The organism is Fibrisoma limi BUZ 3 (assembly GCF_000296815.2).
In the GTDB taxonomy this organism is placed as follows: domain Bacteria; phylum Bacteroidota; class Bacteroidia; order Cytophagales; family Spirosomataceae; genus Fibrisoma; species Fibrisoma limi.
The window spans coordinates 413,143-431,930 of the sequence record NZ_CAIT01000005.1 but is presented as its reverse complement, the minus strand read 5'-3'; the positions used below and the strand labels follow the sequence as shown (position 1 = coordinate 431,930).

12 protein-coding genes and 1 pseudogene are annotated in these 18,788 nt (G+C 51.5%); 11 read left to right on the top strand and 2 right to left on the bottom strand.

Annotated elements, in window-relative coordinates:
• The first annotated feature begins 43 nt into the window (after positions 1-43).
• The 3 genes from BN8_RS06625 to BN8_RS06615 all read left to right on the top strand — a co-directional run bounded on the left by BN8_RS06625 (position 44) and on the right by BN8_RS06615 (position 8,161).
• The gene (locus BN8_RS06625) at positions 44-2,674 is read left to right on the top strand and encodes a permease prefix domain 2-containing transporter (protein WP_009281045.1); all 2,631 of its coding nucleotides are present in this window, start codon (positions 44-46) and stop codon (positions 2,672-2,674) included.
• Between the two features lie 58 nt (positions 2,675-2,732).
• The gene (locus tag BN8_RS06620) at positions 2,733-5,414 is read left to right on the top strand and encodes a permease prefix domain 2-containing transporter (protein WP_009281044.1); all 2,682 of its coding nucleotides are present in this window, start codon (positions 2,733-2,735) and stop codon (positions 5,412-5,414) included.
• A 77-nt stretch (positions 5,415-5,491) separates the two neighbouring features.
• Positions 5,492-8,161, top strand: a complete 2,670-nt coding sequence (locus BN8_RS06615; protein ID WP_009281043.1) for an ABC transporter permease — start codon at positions 5,492-5,494, stop codon at positions 8,159-8,161.
• Between the two features lie 292 nt (positions 8,162-8,453).
• Here the strand turns inward: BN8_RS06615 and BN8_RS06610 are convergent, their stop codons facing one another.
• A complete protein-coding gene (locus BN8_RS06610) occupies positions 8,454-8,816 on the bottom strand; it encodes a hypothetical protein (protein ID WP_009281042.1) in 363 nt (120 codons plus the stop codon).
• Positions 8,817-8,898: 82 nt separating this feature from the next.
• A pseudogene (locus tag BN8_RS34015) lies at positions 8,899-9,153 on the bottom strand (MmcQ/YjbR family DNA-binding protein); the annotation flags it as partial.
• A gap of 299 nt (positions 9,154-9,452) precedes the next feature.
• Between BN8_RS34015 and BN8_RS06605 the strand changes: the two are divergent.
• From BN8_RS06605 to BN8_RS06570, 8 genes are all read left to right on the top strand, one after another.
• Positions 9,453-9,824: a BlaI/MecI/CopY family transcriptional regulator gene (locus BN8_RS06605; RefSeq protein WP_009281041.1), complete on the top strand. Its 372-nt coding sequence runs from the start codon at positions 9,453-9,455 to the stop codon at positions 9,822-9,824.
• On the top strand, positions 9,821-11,284 hold the full coding sequence (locus BN8_RS06600; RefSeq protein ID WP_009281040.1) for a M56 family metallopeptidase: 1,464 nt from the start codon (positions 9,821-9,823) through the stop codon (positions 11,282-11,284). Before BN8_RS06605 ends, BN8_RS06600 begins: the two co-directional genes overlap by 4 nt.
• Before the next feature lie 67 nt (positions 11,285-11,351).
• A complete protein-coding gene (locus BN8_RS06595) occupies positions 11,352-11,879 on the top strand; it encodes an RNA polymerase sigma factor (RefSeq protein ID WP_229367794.1) in 528 nt (175 codons plus the stop codon).
• Positions 11,880-11,884: 5 nt separating this feature from the next.
• On the top strand, positions 11,885-12,103 hold the full coding sequence (locus tag BN8_RS06590; RefSeq protein ID WP_009281038.1) for a hypothetical protein: 219 nt from the start codon (positions 11,885-11,887) through the stop codon (positions 12,101-12,103).
• Between the two features lie 125 nt (positions 12,104-12,228).
• On the top strand, positions 12,229-12,906 hold the full coding sequence (locus tag BN8_RS06585) for a ClpP family protease (protein WP_009281037.1): 678 nt from the start codon (positions 12,229-12,231) through the stop codon (positions 12,904-12,906).
• Between the two features lie 229 nt (positions 12,907-13,135).
• Positions 13,136-13,462, top strand: a complete 327-nt coding sequence (locus BN8_RS06580) for a PadR family transcriptional regulator (protein WP_009281036.1) — start codon at positions 13,136-13,138, stop codon at positions 13,460-13,462.
• Positions 13,459-16,143, top strand: coding sequence for an ABC transporter permease (locus BN8_RS06575; protein ID WP_009281035.1), 2,685 nt, complete (start codon positions 13,459-13,461; stop codon positions 16,141-16,143). Before BN8_RS06580 ends, BN8_RS06575 begins: the two co-directional genes overlap by 4 nt.
• Before the next feature lie 3 nt (positions 16,144-16,146).
• Entirely contained in the window at positions 16,147-18,786 is a 2,640-nt protein-coding gene (locus tag BN8_RS06570; RefSeq protein WP_009281034.1) for an ABC transporter permease, read from the top strand.
• Positions 18,787-18,788: the final 2 nt, after the last annotated feature.

Sequence of the window (18,788 nt, the reverse complement as noted above, 5' to 3'; positions counted from 1 at the left end):
AAGGGTAACACCAGGCCCGGCTCTGCGCCCTAAGCCCAACGCCATGAGCACTAACCCCAAGCCCTCTGCCCCACGCCCACCGCACCTCGCCGACCACCTGCTGGCATGGTTCGTGGCTCCGCACTTGCTGGAAACCCTGCAGGGTGACCTGCACGAGGAGTTTGCGTACCAGGTCGAGCGCGTAGGTGAGCGCCGGGCGCGGTGGCGCTACTGGCGCGATGTGCTGGGCTTTGTCAGGCCGTATGTCATCAAGCGTCAACCGAACGAGTATTCAACGCCAAACAACAGTACTATGCTCCGCAATTATCTCAAAGTCGCTTTTCGGAATCTGGTCAGGCACAAAGGTTATTCTGCAATCAATATTGGTGGATTAGCGACTGGTATGGCCGTGGCTATGCTGATTGGTTTGTGGATTTACGATGAACTATCGTTTGACAACTACTACGCGAACTACAGCCGGATTGCCAGAGTAATCGAACAGCAAACTGCAAACGGAACAACCTTTACATCGAATGCTATTGCTATTCCCCTCCGGGCCGCCCTACAAAACGAACATAGCAGTGATTTTACCCATCTGGCACTCTCGTCCTGGACACAGGAGTACATTCTCGCTAATGGAGGTAATAAGTTCACCAAAACGGGAAACTACGTTGAGTCCGAGTTCACCCAAATGCTTCCCTTGAAAATGGTGAAAGGGAGTCAGAATGGGCTGGACGACCCGGCTTCTATTCTACTATCGGAATCGGTAGCTAATGCGCTTTTTGGCACTGCTGATCCGATCAACAAAATCATCAAAGTAAATAATAAGCAGTTCGTTAAAGTGACAGGCGTTTATGAAGACTTCCCTTACAACACTGAATTCAGGCTGGTCACGTTTCTGCTTTCGTGGCAACAATATCTGGTCGATCAGCCCTGGGTGAAACGTTCAGAGAATAACTGGGGCAACAACTCATTTCAACTGTTTGTCGAGATTGCTCCGAACACAGATTTTGAGCGCGTTTCGGCAAAAATTAGTAAGATAAAAGCCCGACATGCCAAAGACGAAGCCAGATTCAATCCCACCGAGATACTCCACCCCATGTCCCGCTGGCACCTGTATTCGGATTGGGAGAATGGTGTGTTGCTTCGGGGGCGCATTCAATTCGTCTGGCTTTTTGGAACCATCGGTGTATTCGTGCTACTGCTGGCCTGTATCAACTTCATGAATTTAAGTACTGCTCGTTCAGAGAAACGCGCTAAAGAAGTTGGTATTCGTAAGGCAGTTGGTTCATTACGAAGTCAGCTTGTCAATCAGTTTTTTAGCGAGTCGTTTCTGGTGGTCCTACTTGCGTTGTCGCTGTCGTTGTTGCTTGTTCAACTCTCACTGCCGTGGTTTAACGAGATCGCCGACAAAAAAACAGCTATTCCGTGGACTAATCCGGTGCTTTGGAGTATCTGCTTAGGCCTGAGTTTACTAACGGGTTTTATTGCCGGTAGTTATCCAGCTTTCTATCTATCTTCTTTCCAGCCAATTAAAGTATTGAAAGGAACCATTCGCGTTGGGCGATCGGCGGCTACTCCCCGTAAAGCGTTGGTTGTTGTACAATTCACGGTATCGATCACAATCATCATTGGTACGATTATCGTTTTTCGTCAGATTCAACACGCCAAAGATCGCCCGGTTGGGTACGACCGAAGTGGGCTGCTCACTGTGTTAATGAATACCCCGGATTTTTACGGTCATTATGACGCAATCCGTAACGAACTGATGCGTACTGATGCTGCCGTAAACATGGCTGAAACATCGAGCCCAACCACCGATTTGTGGGCGACGGACGCAAGTTTTAACTGGAAAGGCAAAGCGCACAATCAGATCGGTGATTTTGGAACGGTTGCCGTTACGCATGATTACGGCCGGACAGTGGGTTGGCAGTTCAAGCAGGGCCGTGACTTTTCACGCGATTTTGCGACCGATTCCCTCGGCATAATCGTCAATGAAAAGGCCGTAAAATTTATGGGTTTTAAAAACCCGATTAGCGAGTATGTTCAGTGGAACGGCAAGATTTATTCTATCATCGGCGTAGTAAAAGACGTGGTTATGAGTTCGCCCTTTGAGCCGGTTAAGCCAACCGTTTTCCTGCTGGACTACGACTGGGCCAACTTGATCCTCGTTAAACTGAACCCACAACTGAGTGCTGGCGAAGCGTTGAATCGGATCGAGCCCGTTTTTCGCAAATACAACCCGGGTAGTCCGTTCGACTACAAATTTGCCAGCGACGAATACGACCAGAAATTTCGTACTGAGGAGCGTATCGGCCAGTTATCGACCGTTTTCGCTATCCTGGCAATCTTCATCTCCTGTCTGGGATTGTTCGGTCTGGCGTCCTTCACGGCCGAGCAACGTACCAAGGAGATCGGCGTCCGGAAAGTATTAGGCGCATCGGTCTTTACACTATGGCAACTCCTCTCCAAAGACTTTATCATACTCGTACTCATATCATTGCTGATCGCTTCCCCATTGGCCTATTACTTTATGAATGACTGGCTTCAGCAGTACCCGTATCGCTCAACTATTTCGTGGTGGATTTTTGCCGCAACGGGCGCTGGTGCATTACTCATCACGCTTTTAACGGTCAGCTTCCAAAGCATCAAAGCGGCTCTGATGAATCCAGTCAAGTCCCTACGTAGTGAGTAAATCGCATGGGGCCGGGGGCGTGGGGTGAAGGGTAACACCAAGCCCAGCTCCTCGCCCTATGCCCAACGCCATGAGCACTAACCCCAAGCCCTCTGCCCCACGCCCACCGCACCTCGCCGACCGACTGCTGGAATGGTTTGTGGCTCCCCACTTGCTGGAAACCCTGCAGGGCGACCTGCACGAGGAGTTTGCTTACCAGGTCGAGCGCGTGGGTGAACGCCGGGCGCGGTGGCGCTACTGGCGCGATGTGCTGGGCTTTGTCAGGCCGTATGTCATTACCCGTAAACCGAATGAATACCCCAGTCCCTTTTTTCTAAACCCGACCATGATTCGCAATTATTTCAAAATCGCCTGGCGCAATAGCGTCAATCAAAAGCTACACAGTACGCTCAGTATTGGTAGCTTATCCGTAGCCATAACGGCGGCCTTGCTGATCATGATGTGGGTGCAGAACGAGTTGCGGTTTGATAGCTATCACCCAGCCGCCGACCGTATTTTTCTGGTAACGAACCAGCACCAGTCAGGTATTGCGCAGAACGTCATTGGCGAAAATAGTCCTTACCCACTGGCGGCCTCCATGGTTCAAAAGCTACCCCAGGTTGAGTTGGTAACGCACATGCAAAGGTCCTTCAAGAATGATGTAACGCTGAAGGTAAACGACAATTACTTTGTCGAAGAATACACCGCCTATGTGGACCAGAACTGGTTTAAGATGTTTCATTACGACGTTCTGCAAGGCAGTTGGCAATCTTTTCTGGCCCACCCGTACAGCCTCCTACTAACGCAGTCAAAAGCAAAACAGCTCTTTGGTAAAGTAGACGTTGCGGGAAACCATGTACGTATCGATTCAACCGACTACGTAGTTCGAGCGGTGGTCAAAGACAATCCGGTTAATTCCAGCCTGCAGTTCAACGTACTCATTCCCCTCTCGGCCAGGCTCAATACAGCCCGTCGGTTGCAGGAAGCCAACACCTGGCTGTATGCCACTCATAAAACGTTCGTCAGGCTGCGCCCTTCGGCTGATCCAACCCGGACAGCACAGGCCGTTGCCGCTCTTTACAAAGCCAACCGAGATGAAGATGACTTAACCCCGGCCCTGCTTCCTCTACAGGCGCTCCATTTTCAGACAAACTTCGACATAACAGCTTTCGAGCACACAGAAGCCCGGAACGTTAATATCTTCACACTGCTGGCGCTGGCGTTGTTGGTGAGCGCCTGCGTCAACTACGTAAATTTATCCATTGCCAGAACCGGGATACGTTCCAAAGAAATCGGCATTCGAAAGATCGTTGGCGCTAATCGTGGCCAGTTGTTCAGCCAGATCATGACCGAATCGGTGTTGATCAGCCTGATTGCCATTGTACTGTCCGTCTTGCTGGCCAACGTTTGCCTTCCGGCGTTCAACACCTTCACCGACAAGCAATTTACCCTTGATCTGACCGAATGGCACATTTGGAAACTGCTGCTTGGAACATGGGTAGTTACGTTACTGCTCATTAGCGTCTATCCCGCTTTGCTGCTCTCTTCCATTAATCCCCTCAATCTGTTTCGGGGAGCCGGACTGTTTCAGGTTAAAAACACGTCCATTCGTAAAGGATTGATTACGGTGCAATTCAGCATCACTGTAGTCATGGTGATCGGGGTAATTGTCGTGTACCGGCAGGTTGTGTTCATGCAGCAGCAACACAACGCTTATAACCGGAGTCAACTGCTGACCATTCAAGTGCCCGACGAACACCCTACCATTTCCAGCTTTGCGGATAGACTAGCGTACGATTCCCTGTTAGAGTCACGTCTGATCGCGTTGAAACAGCATTTGGTAGCCCAAGCCCCCATCAGACACGTAGTTCGGATGAATGAAGAGTCCGTCGTCAATCATGGATACACCACATCAGGCGGTATCGATTGGGATGGTCGTGATCCCGCCTTTCAACCAGCTTACGTTGACTATGGGGCCGATATGGACCTTAATGAGATTACGAAGTTCAAATTAATACGAGGGCGCTGGTTTGATAAAACGATTACTTCGGACAAAGACAACATTGTGCTTAACGAAACGGCCGTCAGACAATTTGGACTGAGTGAGCCCGTAATCGGCAAACGCTTTAATAATGGGATTGTCATTGGCGTCGTAAAGGATTTCTATTACCAGAAGGTACATGAGCGGATCGGCCCGGTCGTGATCCGGGCGAACTCGCCCAACAGGACTTCTTTTCTGATTGAGAGTCAGCCAGGACAAGCCATTACGGCTCTGAACCTGACCTTGACTTCATTCAAAACGATGTTTCCTAAACTGCCCCTTTTTTACTCCTTCATGGATGAAGAATTCGATAAGCTTTACCGCAAGGACCAGAAGTCATTGCAGTTTATGCTGCTGTTTTCGGGGCTAAGCATTTTAATTTCCTGCATGGGATTATTAGGCATGGCGGCCCTGTCGACCGAGCAACGTCAAAAAGAAATTGGCATTCGTAAAGTGCTCGGTGCGTCGGTGGCCAGCGTAGTAGCGCTGCTTTCCAAAGACTTTTTGAAACTGGTGCTGATCGCCATCGTCATTGCCTCACCCATTGCCTGGTATGCGATGAACCGCTGGCTGCAAGCCTTCGCGTATAAGGTTACTATTGATTGGTGGATATTCGCGCTGGGGGGTCTGCTGGCCCTGCTGGTGGCTTTGTTAACGGTCAGCCTGCAAAGTGCGAAAGCCGCCCTGACGAACCCCGTAAAGTCCCTACGTAGTGAGTAAATCGCATGGAGCCGGGGGCGTGGGCCGAAGGGTAACACCAAGCCCGGCTCTGCGCCCTAAGCCCCAACCCCAACGCTATGCCCCCCAAGCCCAACGCCGGATCGCCGGACCGCCCAACCCCTCCGCGCTTAGCCGACCGCTTGTTAGAATGGTTCGTGGCTCCACACTTGCTGGAAACCCTGCAAGGTGACCTGCACGAGGAGTTTGCTTACCAGGTGGAGCGGGTTGGCGAACGTCGGGCGCGGTGGCGGTACTGGCGCGATGTGCTGGGCTTTGTCAGGCCGTATGTGATCAGGCGTGAGAAGAGTGAGTATCCAAATCCATCAACTTTTACCATGATACAGAATTACGTAAAAGTCGCGATTCGTTCGCTGGTCAAAAACAAGGTATACACCTTTACCAACCTGTCGGGCTTGTCGGTTGGCTTAGCAGCCTGCGGGCTAATTGCCCTGTACATCGTTGATGAGTGGCGGGTCGATCGTTTCCACGAAAAAGGCGATCGCATTTACCGCGTAGTGACCAACACCGTCGAGAAGGGAGCAGCAACGATGGCTTCCAATACGGTGGGCCGTCCCGTGGCGGAAGCTATTCGGCAGGAAGTGCCCGATGTGGAGGCCGTCATTCCGGTACGGCGGGCTAACTTATCCATCAGGCATAACAACCGGTATTTCTTCGACAAGGAGTTATTTGTCAGCAACGATTTCCTGACTACCTTCTCATTTCCGCTGATTGAAGGCGACCCTAAAACGGCGTTACGAGATCCTTACGCGGTCGTTCTGACGGAAAGTACCGCCCGGAAATACTTCGGAACTACGGCTGTGCTGGGAAGGACATTGATGTTGCAGGATACGTTACCGTTTAAGATAACGGGCGTTACGGCAGACCCACAACCATCGCATATCGACTTCAACCTGCTGTTGTCCCTGCCAACGTTCTACGCCCTGGAAGGCAAAAAAGACGGACAATGGTTTACCTGGGATGAGTACTGCTACGTGCTGCTTCCGGAGCGGGCCGACCCGGTGGCAGCAGAAAAGAAAATTGCCGCCTTGCCGATGAAACACAACGGCCAGGAGTACCGCAACAACGGCATCTACGTAACACATTCGCTGGAACCTCTTCCCTGGATTTACCTGCATTCGTTTGGAATGCCTGATATGGGCGGGGCTAACAACCGGTCGTACGGCAGCGCTAAGCAGCTTTACGTAGTAGGTCTCATCGGCTTGTTTCTGCTCTTGCTGGCGGGTATCAACTTCGTCAATCTGACCACATCCTATCAAGGGCAACGAGCCAAAGAAGTAGGCATTCGAAAGGCCATCGGCGCGGCTTACTCGTCGCTGATTGGGCAGTTCCTGGGCGAATCCTTGATGCTGGCTTACTTAGCCGGTTTTCTGGCCATCCTGATCATGGCAGCAGCTCTCCCTTTGCTGAACAACCTGACCGGCAAAGCCATCCCGCTGACCACCTTGTTTCATCCTGTTACGATCGGGCTGAGTTTTGTTTTTCTACTGCTGACGGGCCTGCTCGCGGGCTGGTACCCGGCCCTCGTGCTCGCCAGGTTTCGACCGGTTGAGACCCTGAAAGGACAACACGCCAGAGCCAAAGGGGCATGGCTGCGCCAGGGATTAGTAGTATTTCAATTCTCCATTTCCCTAAGTCTGATCGTCGGCACCATCGTAGTGGTTCGTCAACTGCGCTTCATGCAAAGCCAGGAGCTGGGCTTTACCAAAGAACGCGTGTTGACAGTGGAGTTACGAAAGCTGCCCCGGCTCGATTTTATCAATAATTACGAGTCAATCAAGCAACAGGTAGCATCTTTACCAAATGTGCAGGCCGTAACGGGTGTATCGGCGCTGCCCGGCCGCGATGGATGGAACGGCCAGATGGTTTACCCACAGGGGCGACCGCGGGAGCAGGCCTTTTCGCTCGAAGTCATTCCGGTTGATCACGACTACGTAAAAACGTTGGGTCTGGCCATTCGCAACGGCCGCGACTACTCAACCCAGTTTACCACGGACGCCGGTCATGCCGTTTTGCTGAACGAAGCCGCCTGTAAGGCCATTGGCTGGAAGCCAGCCGAAGCCGTTGGCAAGAGCATAGGTACCCCCGGGCTGGAGAACGGCCAGGTGGTGGGCGTTATCAAAGACTTCCATCAGCACGGTCTGCAACAGAAGATTACGCCAATCCTTACGTTCATTACCCCGGCCTATACCTATCGCTATCTGGCTATTCGTTTGGGTGCGGGCGACGTACACGCTTCAGTTGCCCAGATTGAACAGTTCTGGCAACGTCGGTTTCCGGGTTATGACTTCGATTATTACTTTTTGGACGAAGATTTCAACCGTCAGTACCAGACCGAACAACGCGTTTCTACCCTGGTCAGCTTATTCGCCGGCATCGCCATTTTCATTGCCTGCCTGGGGCTGTTTGCTCTGACAACTTTCACTACTGAACAACGAACCAAAGAGATTGGCGTTCGCAAAGTACTGGGCGCTACGGTGGTCAGTGTTGTGGCGCTGTTGTCAAAAGACTTCCTCAAGCTGGTGTTGATCGCTATCATCGTGGCCTCTCCTCTGGCCTGGTGGGCAATGAATCTGTGGCTGCAGGACTTTGCCTACAAGATTGACCTCGATTGGTGGGTATTTGCCGTCGCTGGCCTGTTAGCCCTGATCATTGCTTTGCTAACCGTCAGTTACCAAAGCATCAAAGCCGCCCTGATGAACCCGGTGAAGTCCCTACGTAGCGAGTAATCGGTTCAGGGAATGTAGCAGCGAAGGGTAAGCCCCGACAGCTTCTATAGTTGTCGGGGCTTTGGGTAGAATCTCGGTTTGACAGTCAATCGCTTTGCCATTTCCTGCATGATCGTTTAGCGAGTGCGATCAACCTAGTCAGAATACCACTAAGCAGTCAGTTTATAAGTTGTCTTTTTTCCAGACGAGTTCAGTAACGAACGTTATATCATTCGACTGTCCCAAAAAATAACTCAGACCAAGCAAATTGTTCTATCTACAGAATATTATGTTTTAAGCGTTTTATTAATCATTAAACTGATACTCTTTCGCCTTCAGGTAAGTATTTTGACATCATAAGCGCAGACACTATTAAGTTGAATCCAAAAATTAGGAATCCAATTAATAACAGTTGTATAGCATTAGGAGTGGCCGTTAAAAACTCATTGAATTCAGAGACAACGGCCAGCAGCATCAAAACGTTGATAAGAAGAAACAAACTGGCAATGATAATTCCTGTTATTCTGTTTTTGGAAATGAGTTGAAACGCCAGGATGGCAATCAATCCTAAGAAGATAGGGGCAATAGTCAGAGGAGGTAAATAGCCACAAAGAAACGTTATGACTATCAAATACCCCTCTGAATATTTAGAAATGAGATGCTTAACATTTTTCATTTTATAAAGGAGTTAGAGTTTGTACTTCAAATAAAATCTAGTTGTATAAGTGCCTTAGGGTAAGCTGATCACTCAGCTTACCCTACTCACTGTTAAATAGGTTAATGAATCGCTTCGGAGCCATCGAACACCAAGACTGCTTTAAAAGCTCATAGCATTCGGCTGGCTCTGGATTATCGAATTGGACTATCGTATAGCCTTGCTGCCCCCATTTGCCTGCTACCGCTGAATACGTAATCGCGTCTTGACTGATTAACCGAGCTTGTTCAACTAAGCTCAACCGAACTACAATCCGTTGTTCAAGAGGCCAGATTGTAGCGAAGATTTTATCATTGACCCGAAAAGCAGGTCGTTGCTACTGGGCTTTTTCCAGAGCATGCGGTAGTGAGAGAGCTAATTTACGTAGGGTTTGCTCATTAATCATAGTTTCCTAGTTATTGTATAATTTGATTTATGTTGATAAGGGCTGACGTGTCAGCGTATAACCGTCGTAGACGACTTTTTTTATAATAGCAGAGCAAGCCAGAATTCAAAGTGAGGCACTACCGGGCTCTGTCATGAAAAATAAAACCAATAAAACTTGAATTCATCAGCTTTTATTCTACATTTGTAGAAATATTTCTAACATTGTAGAAAATGAAATTATCCGCTTCCGAAGAACTCTTAATGCACTACCTCTGGACGCAGGAGAAAGCGTTTATGAAGGACTTACTGGACGCTTACGACGATCCCAAACCGGCCGCCACGACTGTTGCTACGTTGCTGAAACGGATGATCGATAAAGGGTTTGTCGGGTACCGCGAATACGGCAGTTCACGGGAGTATTACCCGCTCGTCAGTCGCAACGATTACTTCGCTCGTCACGTAAACGGGTTGATCAAGACTTTCTTTAACAATTCGGCCGCGCAATTTGCCTCTTTCTTCACCACCGAAACGGATCTATCGGCCGGCGAATTAGAAGCCCTGAAGAAGATCATTGACCAACAGATCCAAAAGAAAAAGTCATGACCGCCTATCTCCTCAACTCCTGCCTTTGCCTGCTGCTCACGTACGGGCTCTATAAAATCTGGCTCGAAAATGAGTCAATACACCGGTTTAAGCGCTTTTATCTGTTAGCGAGCCTGCTGGCGTCGGCAGGCATCCCATTTATTCCAGGCACCCTTTTCAATCTCTGGCCCGACCATCAGATGGCGGCCATCAGCCCGGATTTGCCCTCGGTATTGTTAGATCGTCCGGCGGTCGTTTCCCTACCGGAACCGGACGTAGTCACTTCGCCGGCTGATACGCTCTGGGCTTACTGGTGGTTGCTTCTCTATTTCATGGTGACTGCCCTTCTGACGCTGCGATTTGTGCGAAACTGTGCCTCTCTGTTGCACCAGGCCCACCGTCAGCCCAAGCGTTTAACACCGGGAGCCACACTGATTCGAGCGACTGGGCCTAACGTACCTTACACGTTTCTCTGGTACATTTTCATCGACGAAGCGGCTTTCGACCGGGACGATATGGATGGCGAATTGCTCACCCATGAACTCGCTCACGCCCGGCAGTGGCACACCCTCGACGTATTGCTGATTGAACTGCTGCTGTGCATCGGGTGGTTCAATCCGTTGCTCTGGCAGTTCAGGAAGGCCATTCAACTCAATCACGAATTCCTGGCCGACGAAGCCGTTAACCAGACGTATCAGCGGATTAGTCATTACCAAACGCTTATTCTGAGCCGGATGCATCAACCCGCTTCGGTTGCCCTAACCAGTGCCCTGACGTTCCAAACCACAAAACAACGATTCATGATGATGACCAAACACACGTCTCTTTTCCGGGTATGGCTGGCTGGTGGGGCAACCTTTGCCCTCTTGCTCGTACTAGTGGCCTTTTTAAGCGCGCCAACGGTAGCTCAGACCACTCAGCCAACCCAGCCCCCTATGGTAACAGCCCCTCGCCAGGCACCACGTACTACTAACGTTTCGGACTTTGAGCAACGCTACGGTGATAAATTCGTGGCCATTCCCGTTCGTCGTGGTAAGCCTATCGTGAGGAAGACGTATTCAGAACTGTCGCCCGACGAGAAGAAACGGGTGGTACTCATCCCTCCTCAGGATCGAAAAACCCCTTCCGAGGCCGAGTTTAATTCCTGGAAAAATCCGAAGAAATTTGGTGTGTGGGTCGACGGCAAACGTGCCCGCAATTTTGCCAACACGTCGCTCAAAGCCAGCGATATTGCGTCGTATTCGGGCAGTTACGTGCACAAAAATGCCCGTCAGCCGGAGGGTTATCTGTACCAGATGGATCTGATGACGAATTCGTATTACGAAGCTTATTTAAAAGAAAGCTACAGAATCCATTTCTGGTTCTTGTCGAAAGAAATTCGCTTAAAGCGAAATAGCGTGCGCTTTGGGCACAGGGCGAAGGGGTTAAAAGCTCCCTTTGCCCCTGTGCCTTCCATTAAAATTTTTCGTTTCTTAGGGTGATAGTTGCGGCAATTCCTGATTAACCTGTAAAAAGCGTAAGCGTATGGTCTCAACTCAACGCGTATCGATGAAAACAGCCCTGCTGACCGATCGGGAACGTACTCTGGAGCGTATCTATGCAAAAGCCTACCCGCTGGTGCGGCATTACGTCCGGGAGCACGGCGGTACGGACGACGACGCCAAAGATGTTTTTCAGGAAGCCTTGATTACGTTTTATGAAAAAGCCGTTTTCGACCAGCTCACGTTAACGTCGTCGGTGAGTACGTACCTCATGGGCATTGGCAAAAACCTCTGGCGGCAGGAGCTGGCGAAGCGATCCCTCCAGGCGTCCCTACCCGAAACCGAGGAACTTGTCGAAGAACCTGATGTTGACCCTGATCAGCCAACGGTGGCCCTGATGACCTTTGTTGAACAACTGGGCGAAACCTGCCAATCCATTCTGGTCAGTTTCTATTACTTCGGCCAGCGGCTGGAGCAAATTGCCACCCAGCACGGGTACCGGAGCGTTCGGTCGGCCACGGTGCAGAAATTCAAATGCCTGGAACGGCTACGTAAAGCCGTGAGTCACTTGTCCATCGAGCAGTTAAAATCATAAAGACCATGCGTCCCGAACTGGAAGAAATCCAACGGCTGGAGGAGTACCTGGCTGGTGCCTTACCCGAAGAGCAACAGCTCGACGTAGCGGTTCGCTTGTTATGGGATCAGGAACTGCAACGGAAGCTGGCTGGGCAGAAACTGGCCTATAAAATCTTACGCTTATTTGGTCGTCGAAAGCTCCGCACCGAGTTAGAGACCATCCACGTCCGATTGTTCGGATAACCCCTTTATAATCCTGCCTGGCTGACGTTGCGCAATGGCTCCATACAAGCCATCCGGCTTTGTATTGCCCTTGCCAACCAGTGTTCATACAAATCAATTCTCATCCCTACTAGTTTTCCTGTCTTATGTATTACCCAGAACTTAGCCGCAACGAGTTCCGCCGGTTCGCCGTGCATCATCAGTATCTGAACGGCCTGACGGTCGACCGGTATCTGCACCAGGTCGAAAACATGACACGAGCCGTCATTGAAGAACGCCCGATGAATTTCCGCGAAGTAGACGTCTTTTCGCGGCTCATGGCCGATCGGATTGTGTTCATGGGTGCGGCCGTTGACGACAACATTGCCAACATCATCATCGCCCAGTTGCTGTTCCTGGAGTCGGCCGATGCGAAGAAAGACATCCTGATGTATATCAACAGTCCGGGAGGGTCGGTCTACGCCGGTTTAGGCATTTACGATACCATGCAGTACGTCCGCCCCGACGTAGCAACGATCTGCACCGGTATCGCCTTGTCGTTCGGGGCCGTACTGCTCTGCGCCGGAGCGGCTGGTAAACGGTCGGCCCTCCCCCACGCCCGCGTTATGATTCACCAGCCGCACGGCGGGGCCCAGGGCCAGTCGATTGACATTGAAATCACCGCCCGCGAAATTGTTAAGCTTAGAAATGAGCTGTACGAAATCATGGCCCGTCACACGGGCCGGTCGGCGGAAGAACTCGAACGTAACGCCGACCGCGATTACTGGATGAAAGCTGAAGAAGCCAGGGAATACGGCTTCATTGATGATGTGCTGCAACGGTAAAATCACCCTTAATGTTCCCAACGAGCCGTCAGCCTGAATCCAGGTTCTGACGGCTCGCTTACCATGCCAAGGCCGAGCAATCCTGTCCACCAGCGTACAAAAACTGTCCGTTTCTGGACAACTATCTCGTGTCAACTCTCAGCCAAAAAGGCCATTCCAGCACTGGAGTGGCCTTTTTCCTTATCCTGGCAAGGCATTTGTTATACATTTACACAACTAATACAGTATCATGAAGGGGACTTACTTAGGCGAGTTCGAAGAGGTGGTGCTACTGGCCGTAGCGATCCGGGACGGCGACGCCTACGGGGCTGCCGTCGTCAACGAGATTGAGCAGCAAATGGGGCGCTCGGTCAATCTGGGCGCGGTACACTCAGCCCTGCATCGGCTCCAGGAAAAAGGGCTGGTCAAATCGGAGATGGGTGGTATCTCGCCCGAACGGGGTGGTCGCCGGAAGCGGCTGTATTCGGTAACGGCCTACGGACGACGGGTATTGGAGGAGGTTCGGCAACTGCGTAATCAGATGTGGGACGCTATTCCCCGAACCGCCTGGTCATGAGCAAAGCACCTCTTTGCAGACCACCTCGCTTCGCCCAGCGCCTGCTGCGCTGGTTCTGCGCCCCCCACCGGCTCGATGAGCTGGAGGGCGATCTGGACGAACTGTTTCAGGACCGTATCAAATCGGTGGGCGTTCATCGGGCGCGGTGGCGCTACCTACGCGATGTACTGAGTCTGATGCAGCCTCAGTTTATCAAGCGCGAAGAGAAGTATCACCCCAAATCAACAACAATTACGATGATCCGCAACTACGTAAAAATTGCCTTCCGCAATCTCCTCAAGAATCGGGCTTACTCCGTCATTAACATTGGTGGGTTAGCCATAGGCATGGCGGTGGCAATGCTCATTGGCCTGTGGGTGTATGACGAGCTATCGTACAATACGCATTTTACTCATTACGAACACATTGCGGAAGTCAGGCATTACGGCACAGTACCATCTACCGGTATTATCCGGGGTAGCGAGGCCAACCCGATTCCGTTGGCTACCGCCTTGAAAGTCCGCTACGGTCAAAATTTCAAGCACATTCTGCTCGGATTCTGGGACGGCGACTACGCTGTCTCGATGGGCGAGAAAAAACTAACACGCCGGGGTAAATTCATCGAGGGTGATGTCATCGATATGCTCTCGCTCCGGATGCTAAAAGGAAGCCAAACCGCCCTGAACGACCCGCACTCCGTTATTCTATCGCAGTCGACAGCTAAAGCTATTTTTGGCGATGAAGACCCCATCGCCCGAACACTGAAAATCGACAACCGCATGGACGTAACGGTAACTGGGGTGTACGAAGATTTACCCGAGAATACCAGTTTCAGCCATATTGAGTTTTTCGCGCCCTGGGCACTCTGGGTCTCCTCTAACACGTGGGTCAAGAATGTGGAGAACAGTTGGGATAACAGCTCGTTTTCGGTGCTGGTCCAACTGGCTGATCGCACCTCACTGGAAACCGCCAATGCAGCCCTGACGGATTTCTACGTCAAGAACGTTCCGAAAGACATGGTTGAGGACGCGAAAAAGTACAAAATGGTGCTTTATCTGTACCCTATGCAGCAATGGCATCTGTACTCAGAGTTTAAAGATGGCCTACCCGCGCCCGGCCGGCTGACGTTTGTGTGGCTTTTTGGCATAGTTGGCGGTTTTGTGCTACTGCTGGCCTGTATCAACTTCATGAACCTCAGCACAGCCCGTTCCGAAAAGCGCGCCAAAGAGGTGGGTATTCGTAAAGCAATTGGTTCCCTCAGATCCCAATTGATTAATCAGTTTTTGAGCGAATCGTTCCTGGTCGTCTTTCTGGCCTTTATTGGAGCTTTGTTGTTGGTTTCGGTTTCGCTGTCGTGGTTTAATGAGCTGGCCGACAAAGCCATCGCCTTCCCCTGGTCGAACCTCTATTTCTGGTCTATCAGCGCGGCCTTTCTGGGGCTTACGGGATTACTGTCGGGTCTGTACCCGGCCTTCTACCTGTCGTCGTTTCAGCCGATCAAGGTTTTAAAAGGCTCGTTTCGGCTTGGCAACATGGCTGCGCTCCCCCGTAAAATTCTGGTGGTGGTGCAGTTTACGGTGTCGGTGGTCCTGATAATCGGAGTGTCGATGGTGTACAAACAGATCATTCACGCCCAAAACCGACCCGTCGGCTACAACCGGGAAGGGTTACTGTCCATCCCCACCAACGACCCTAACTACAAGGGACGGGAAGAAACCATTCAACGCGAACTGATGCGTACGGGGATGGTAGTCCGTACCGCTTTTTCGTCGAGCCCACTGACCAACGTTTGGAATAACATGAGTGGCTTTAACTGGAAAGACAAAGACCCGAAAACCGAATCGGATTTCTCGATCACGCATGTTTCGCACGATTTTGGTGCCCTGGCAGGCTGGCAATTCCTGGCCGGTCGTGACTTTTCCCGCTCCTTCCGTTCCGATTCCTCGGCTGTTATTCTGAACGAAACGGCGGCAAAATACCTGAACCTGAAAAACCGCAGCCGGTCCGCCGGAGCGGCCGGACTACCGATTGGTGAGTTTATTACGATGGATGACGGCAAACGAAAGCTTCAGATCATCGGCGTCATCAGGGATATGGTTATGCAGTCGCCGTTTGAGCCAGTGAAACGCGGTATGTATTTCCTGGACCCAACCTATTCAGATGCAGCCCGGCTCAACATTCGGCTCAACCCGCAGGTCAGTCCACAGCAGGCGTTGCCCCAGATAGAAGCTGTCATTAAGAAGATAGTTCCGTCGGCCCTCTTCAAGTTCTCATTTGTCGACCAGGACTTTGCGGCCAAGTTCGCGGCTGAGCAGCGGATTGGCAAACTGGCACTGGTCTTTACCATACTGGCCATTCTGATCTCCTGCCTGGGCCTGTTTGGTCTGGCTTCATTTACGGCCGAACAACGTACTAAGGAAATAGGCGTCCGGAAAGTGCTGGGGGCTACTGTTCTGAACCTGTGGGGCCTGTTGTCAAAAGACTTTGTGTTGCTGGTGCTCATTGCCTTTCTGGTGGCCTCTCCTATTGCCTGGTATTTCCTGAACGGCTGGCTTCAGCAGTACACCTACCGCACACAATTGTCGTGGTGGGTATTTGCCCTGGCGGGTGGTAGTGCCTTAGTCATTACGTTGCTGACGGTCAGCTTCCAGGCCATCAAAGCGGCTCTAGTGAATCCGGTCAAATCGTTACGTAGCGAATAGCCTATGCGCTCGGCCCCAACCCCTCCGCGCTTCGCCCAGCGCCTGCTGCGCTGGTTCTGCGCTCCACACCGGCTCGATGAGCTGGAGGGCGATCTGGACGAACTGTTTCAGGACCGTATCAAATCGGTGGGCGTTCATCGGGCGCGGTGGCGCTACCTACGCGATGTACTGAGCCTGATGCGGCCTCAGTTTATGAGACGACAACCTCAAGAGTATCCAAACCCAAGTCATATGGACATGCTGCGGAATTACCTTAAAATCGCCTTTCGCAATCTGGTCAAGCAGAAAGCTTATTCCTTCATCAATATTGGTGGACTGGCTGTAGGCATGGCGGTGGCCATACTGATTGGCCTTTGGATTTACGACGAGCTGTCGGTTAATAAATCCTTCCAGAATTACGACCGAATTGCTCAGCTTATGCGCAATCGAACGATTAATGGCGAAACCGATACCCGGGCGGGCTTGCCGATTCCGTTGGCTCAACGCTTAAAAGATTCCTACGGTGAGTCGTTCAGACACGTTGAACTAGCCTGGTGGACCAGTTGGCACACGATCAAGCTGAACAACCAGGTGTTTTCAAAAAGCGGCAAATTTATGACGCCCGGAGTCCCCGAGATGTTATCGCTGACCATGCTCAAAGGAAGTCGCGATGGACTGAAAGAGCCGGGATCGATCTTATTATCCGCGTCGGTGGCGCAGGCATTGTTCGGTGATGCGAACCCACTGCACAAAACCCTGACCCTCGATAACACCATGACGGTCAACGTAACGGGCGTTTATGAAGACATTCCCGCCGGGAACAGCTTTGACGATGTGCAGTTCATTGCGCCCTGGGCTCTCTACGCGGCTTCAACGCCTTGGGTAAACGAGGCAAAAGACGACTGGACAAATACGTCGTTTGAGGTATTCGTTGAGCTTGCCCCCCAGGCCACGATGGCGGATGTGTCAGCCAAAATCAAGAATTTATTGGCCAATAACACCCAGGTGAATCCGGCGCTGAAATCCGAGGTCCTGCTTTATCCGATGGCTCGCTGGCATTTGTACTCCGACTGGAAAAACGGCGTGAATGAGGGCGGTCGTATTCAGTTTGTCTGGCTGTTTGGGATCATCGGCATTTTCGTATTGCTGCTGGCCTGTATCAACTTCATGAATCTCAGCACGGCCCGCTCCGTCAAACGAGCGAAAGAGGTGGGCATCCGCAAAGCCATTGGCTCCCGGCCACAGGAGCTGATTGTTCAATTCTTTGGCGAATCATTACTGGTTGTTGCCCTTGCGTATGTCGTTGCCCTTGGGCTGGTCTATATAGCGGTGCCCTTGTTTAATCAGGTGGCCGACAAACACATGACCGTTCCTCTTGTCTCTCCACTTTTCTGGGTGCTGGGGCTGGGCTTCACCCTGCTAACAGGTCTGATTGCAGGAAGCTACCCGGCGCTTTATCTGTCGTCGTTCAAACCCATAGCCGTATTGAAAGGTACTATAACGGCGAGCCAATTCCGGGGGAGCAGCATCGTCACGCCCCGCCGGGTACTGGTTGTCGTGCAGTTTACGGTGTCGATTACGCTGATCATTGGTACGCTGGTTGTTTATCGACAAATTCAGCACGCAAAGAACCGCCCAATTGGCTACAGCCGGAATGGGCTAATTTCGCTGCTCCTCAACGTCCCTCACTACGAACAGCAACGGGAGACAGTTCGGAACGAGTTGATTAGGTCGGGAGCCGTGCTGGAAGTCGGCGAGTCAGCTAGCCCCCTGACGGAGGTTCGGTCGACTAATGGTGGTTTTAATTGGGAAGGTAAAGACCCAACCTTACAGGTCAACTTTGGGACGATCGGGATATCGCATGAGTTTGGCAAAGCGGTCGGCTGGCAGTTCTCACAGGGGCGCGACTTCTCCCGAAAACTGGCCTCCGACTCCCTGGGTGTGGTCCTGAACGAATCAGCGGTGGCGTTTATGGGAATGCGGGATGTAGTGGGTAAAACCATCACCTGGACCGGCAATGACTTCAACGTTCGTTTTCACGTGATCGGCGTGATTAAGGATATGGTAATGGATTCGCCCTACGAGCCAGCCCAGCCCTCAATCTTTTTTATCGGTCAGACACCCGGCAAATTCCTGACCATGCGGCTTAATCCCGAGCGCAGTCCCCAAGCCTCTCTGGCTACTATTGGTGAGGTATTGAAGGAACACCTGCCCGAGGCACCCTTTAACTACACATTTGTCGACGAAGAGTACGACCAGAAGTTCCGAAGCGAAGAGCGCATCGGCACCCTTGCCAGTCTATTTGCCGGTCTAGCCATCTTCATCTCCTGCCTTGGCCTGTTCGGGTTAGCGTCGTTCGTGGCCGAGCAGCGGACCAAGGAGATCGGCGTGCGCAAAGTGCTGGGCGCGTCGGTAGCTGATTTATGGGCTTTACTTTCAAAAGATTTTGTGGTGTTGGTTAGCATCGCCTTTGGCATCGCTACGGTCATCGCCTACTACTCACTTCACAACTGGCTTCAGAACTACGAGTACCGCACCGACCTATCATGGTGGATTTTTGCGATAGCGGGTGTTGGTGCCCTAGTCATTACGTTGCTGACGGTCAGCTTCCAGGCCATCAAAGCGGCTTTAGTGAATCCGGTCAAATCGCTACGTAGCGAATAGCC

Coding starts and splice junctions, on each gene's coding strand:
- BN8_RS06620 (WP_009281044.1), top strand. CDS start 2,733: ATGCCCAACGCCATGAGCACTAACCCCAAGCCCTCTGCCCCACGCCCA.
- BN8_RS06570 (WP_009281034.1), top strand. CDS start 16,147: ATGCGCTCGGCCCCAACCCCTCCGCGCTTCGCCCAGCGCCTGCTGCGC.
- BN8_RS06625 (WP_009281045.1), top strand. CDS start 44: ATGAGCACTAACCCCAAGCCCTCTGCCCCACGCCCACCGCACCTCGCC.
- BN8_RS06580 (WP_009281036.1), top strand. CDS start 13,136: ATGAAGGGGACTTACTTAGGCGAGTTCGAAGAGGTGGTGCTACTGGCC.
- BN8_RS06610 (WP_009281042.1), bottom strand. CDS start 8,816: ATGAAAAATGTTAAGCATCTCATTTCTAAATATTCAGAGGGGTATTTG.
- BN8_RS06600 (WP_009281040.1), top strand. CDS start 9,821: ATGACCGCCTATCTCCTCAACTCCTGCCTTTGCCTGCTGCTCACGTAC.
- BN8_RS06595 (WP_229367794.1), top strand. CDS start 11,352: ATGAAAACAGCCCTGCTGACCGATCGGGAACGTACTCTGGAGCGTATC.
- BN8_RS06575 (WP_009281035.1), top strand. CDS start 13,459: ATGAGCAAAGCACCTCTTTGCAGACCACCTCGCTTCGCCCAGCGCCTG.
- BN8_RS06590 (WP_009281038.1), top strand. CDS start 11,885: ATGCGTCCCGAACTGGAAGAAATCCAACGGCTGGAGGAGTACCTGGCT.
- BN8_RS06585 (WP_009281037.1), top strand. CDS start 12,229: ATGTATTACCCAGAACTTAGCCGCAACGAGTTCCGCCGGTTCGCCGTG.
- BN8_RS06615 (WP_009281043.1), top strand. CDS start 5,492: ATGCCCCCCAAGCCCAACGCCGGATCGCCGGACCGCCCAACCCCTCCG.
- BN8_RS06605 (WP_009281041.1), top strand. CDS start 9,453: ATGAAATTATCCGCTTCCGAAGAACTCTTAATGCACTACCTCTGGACG.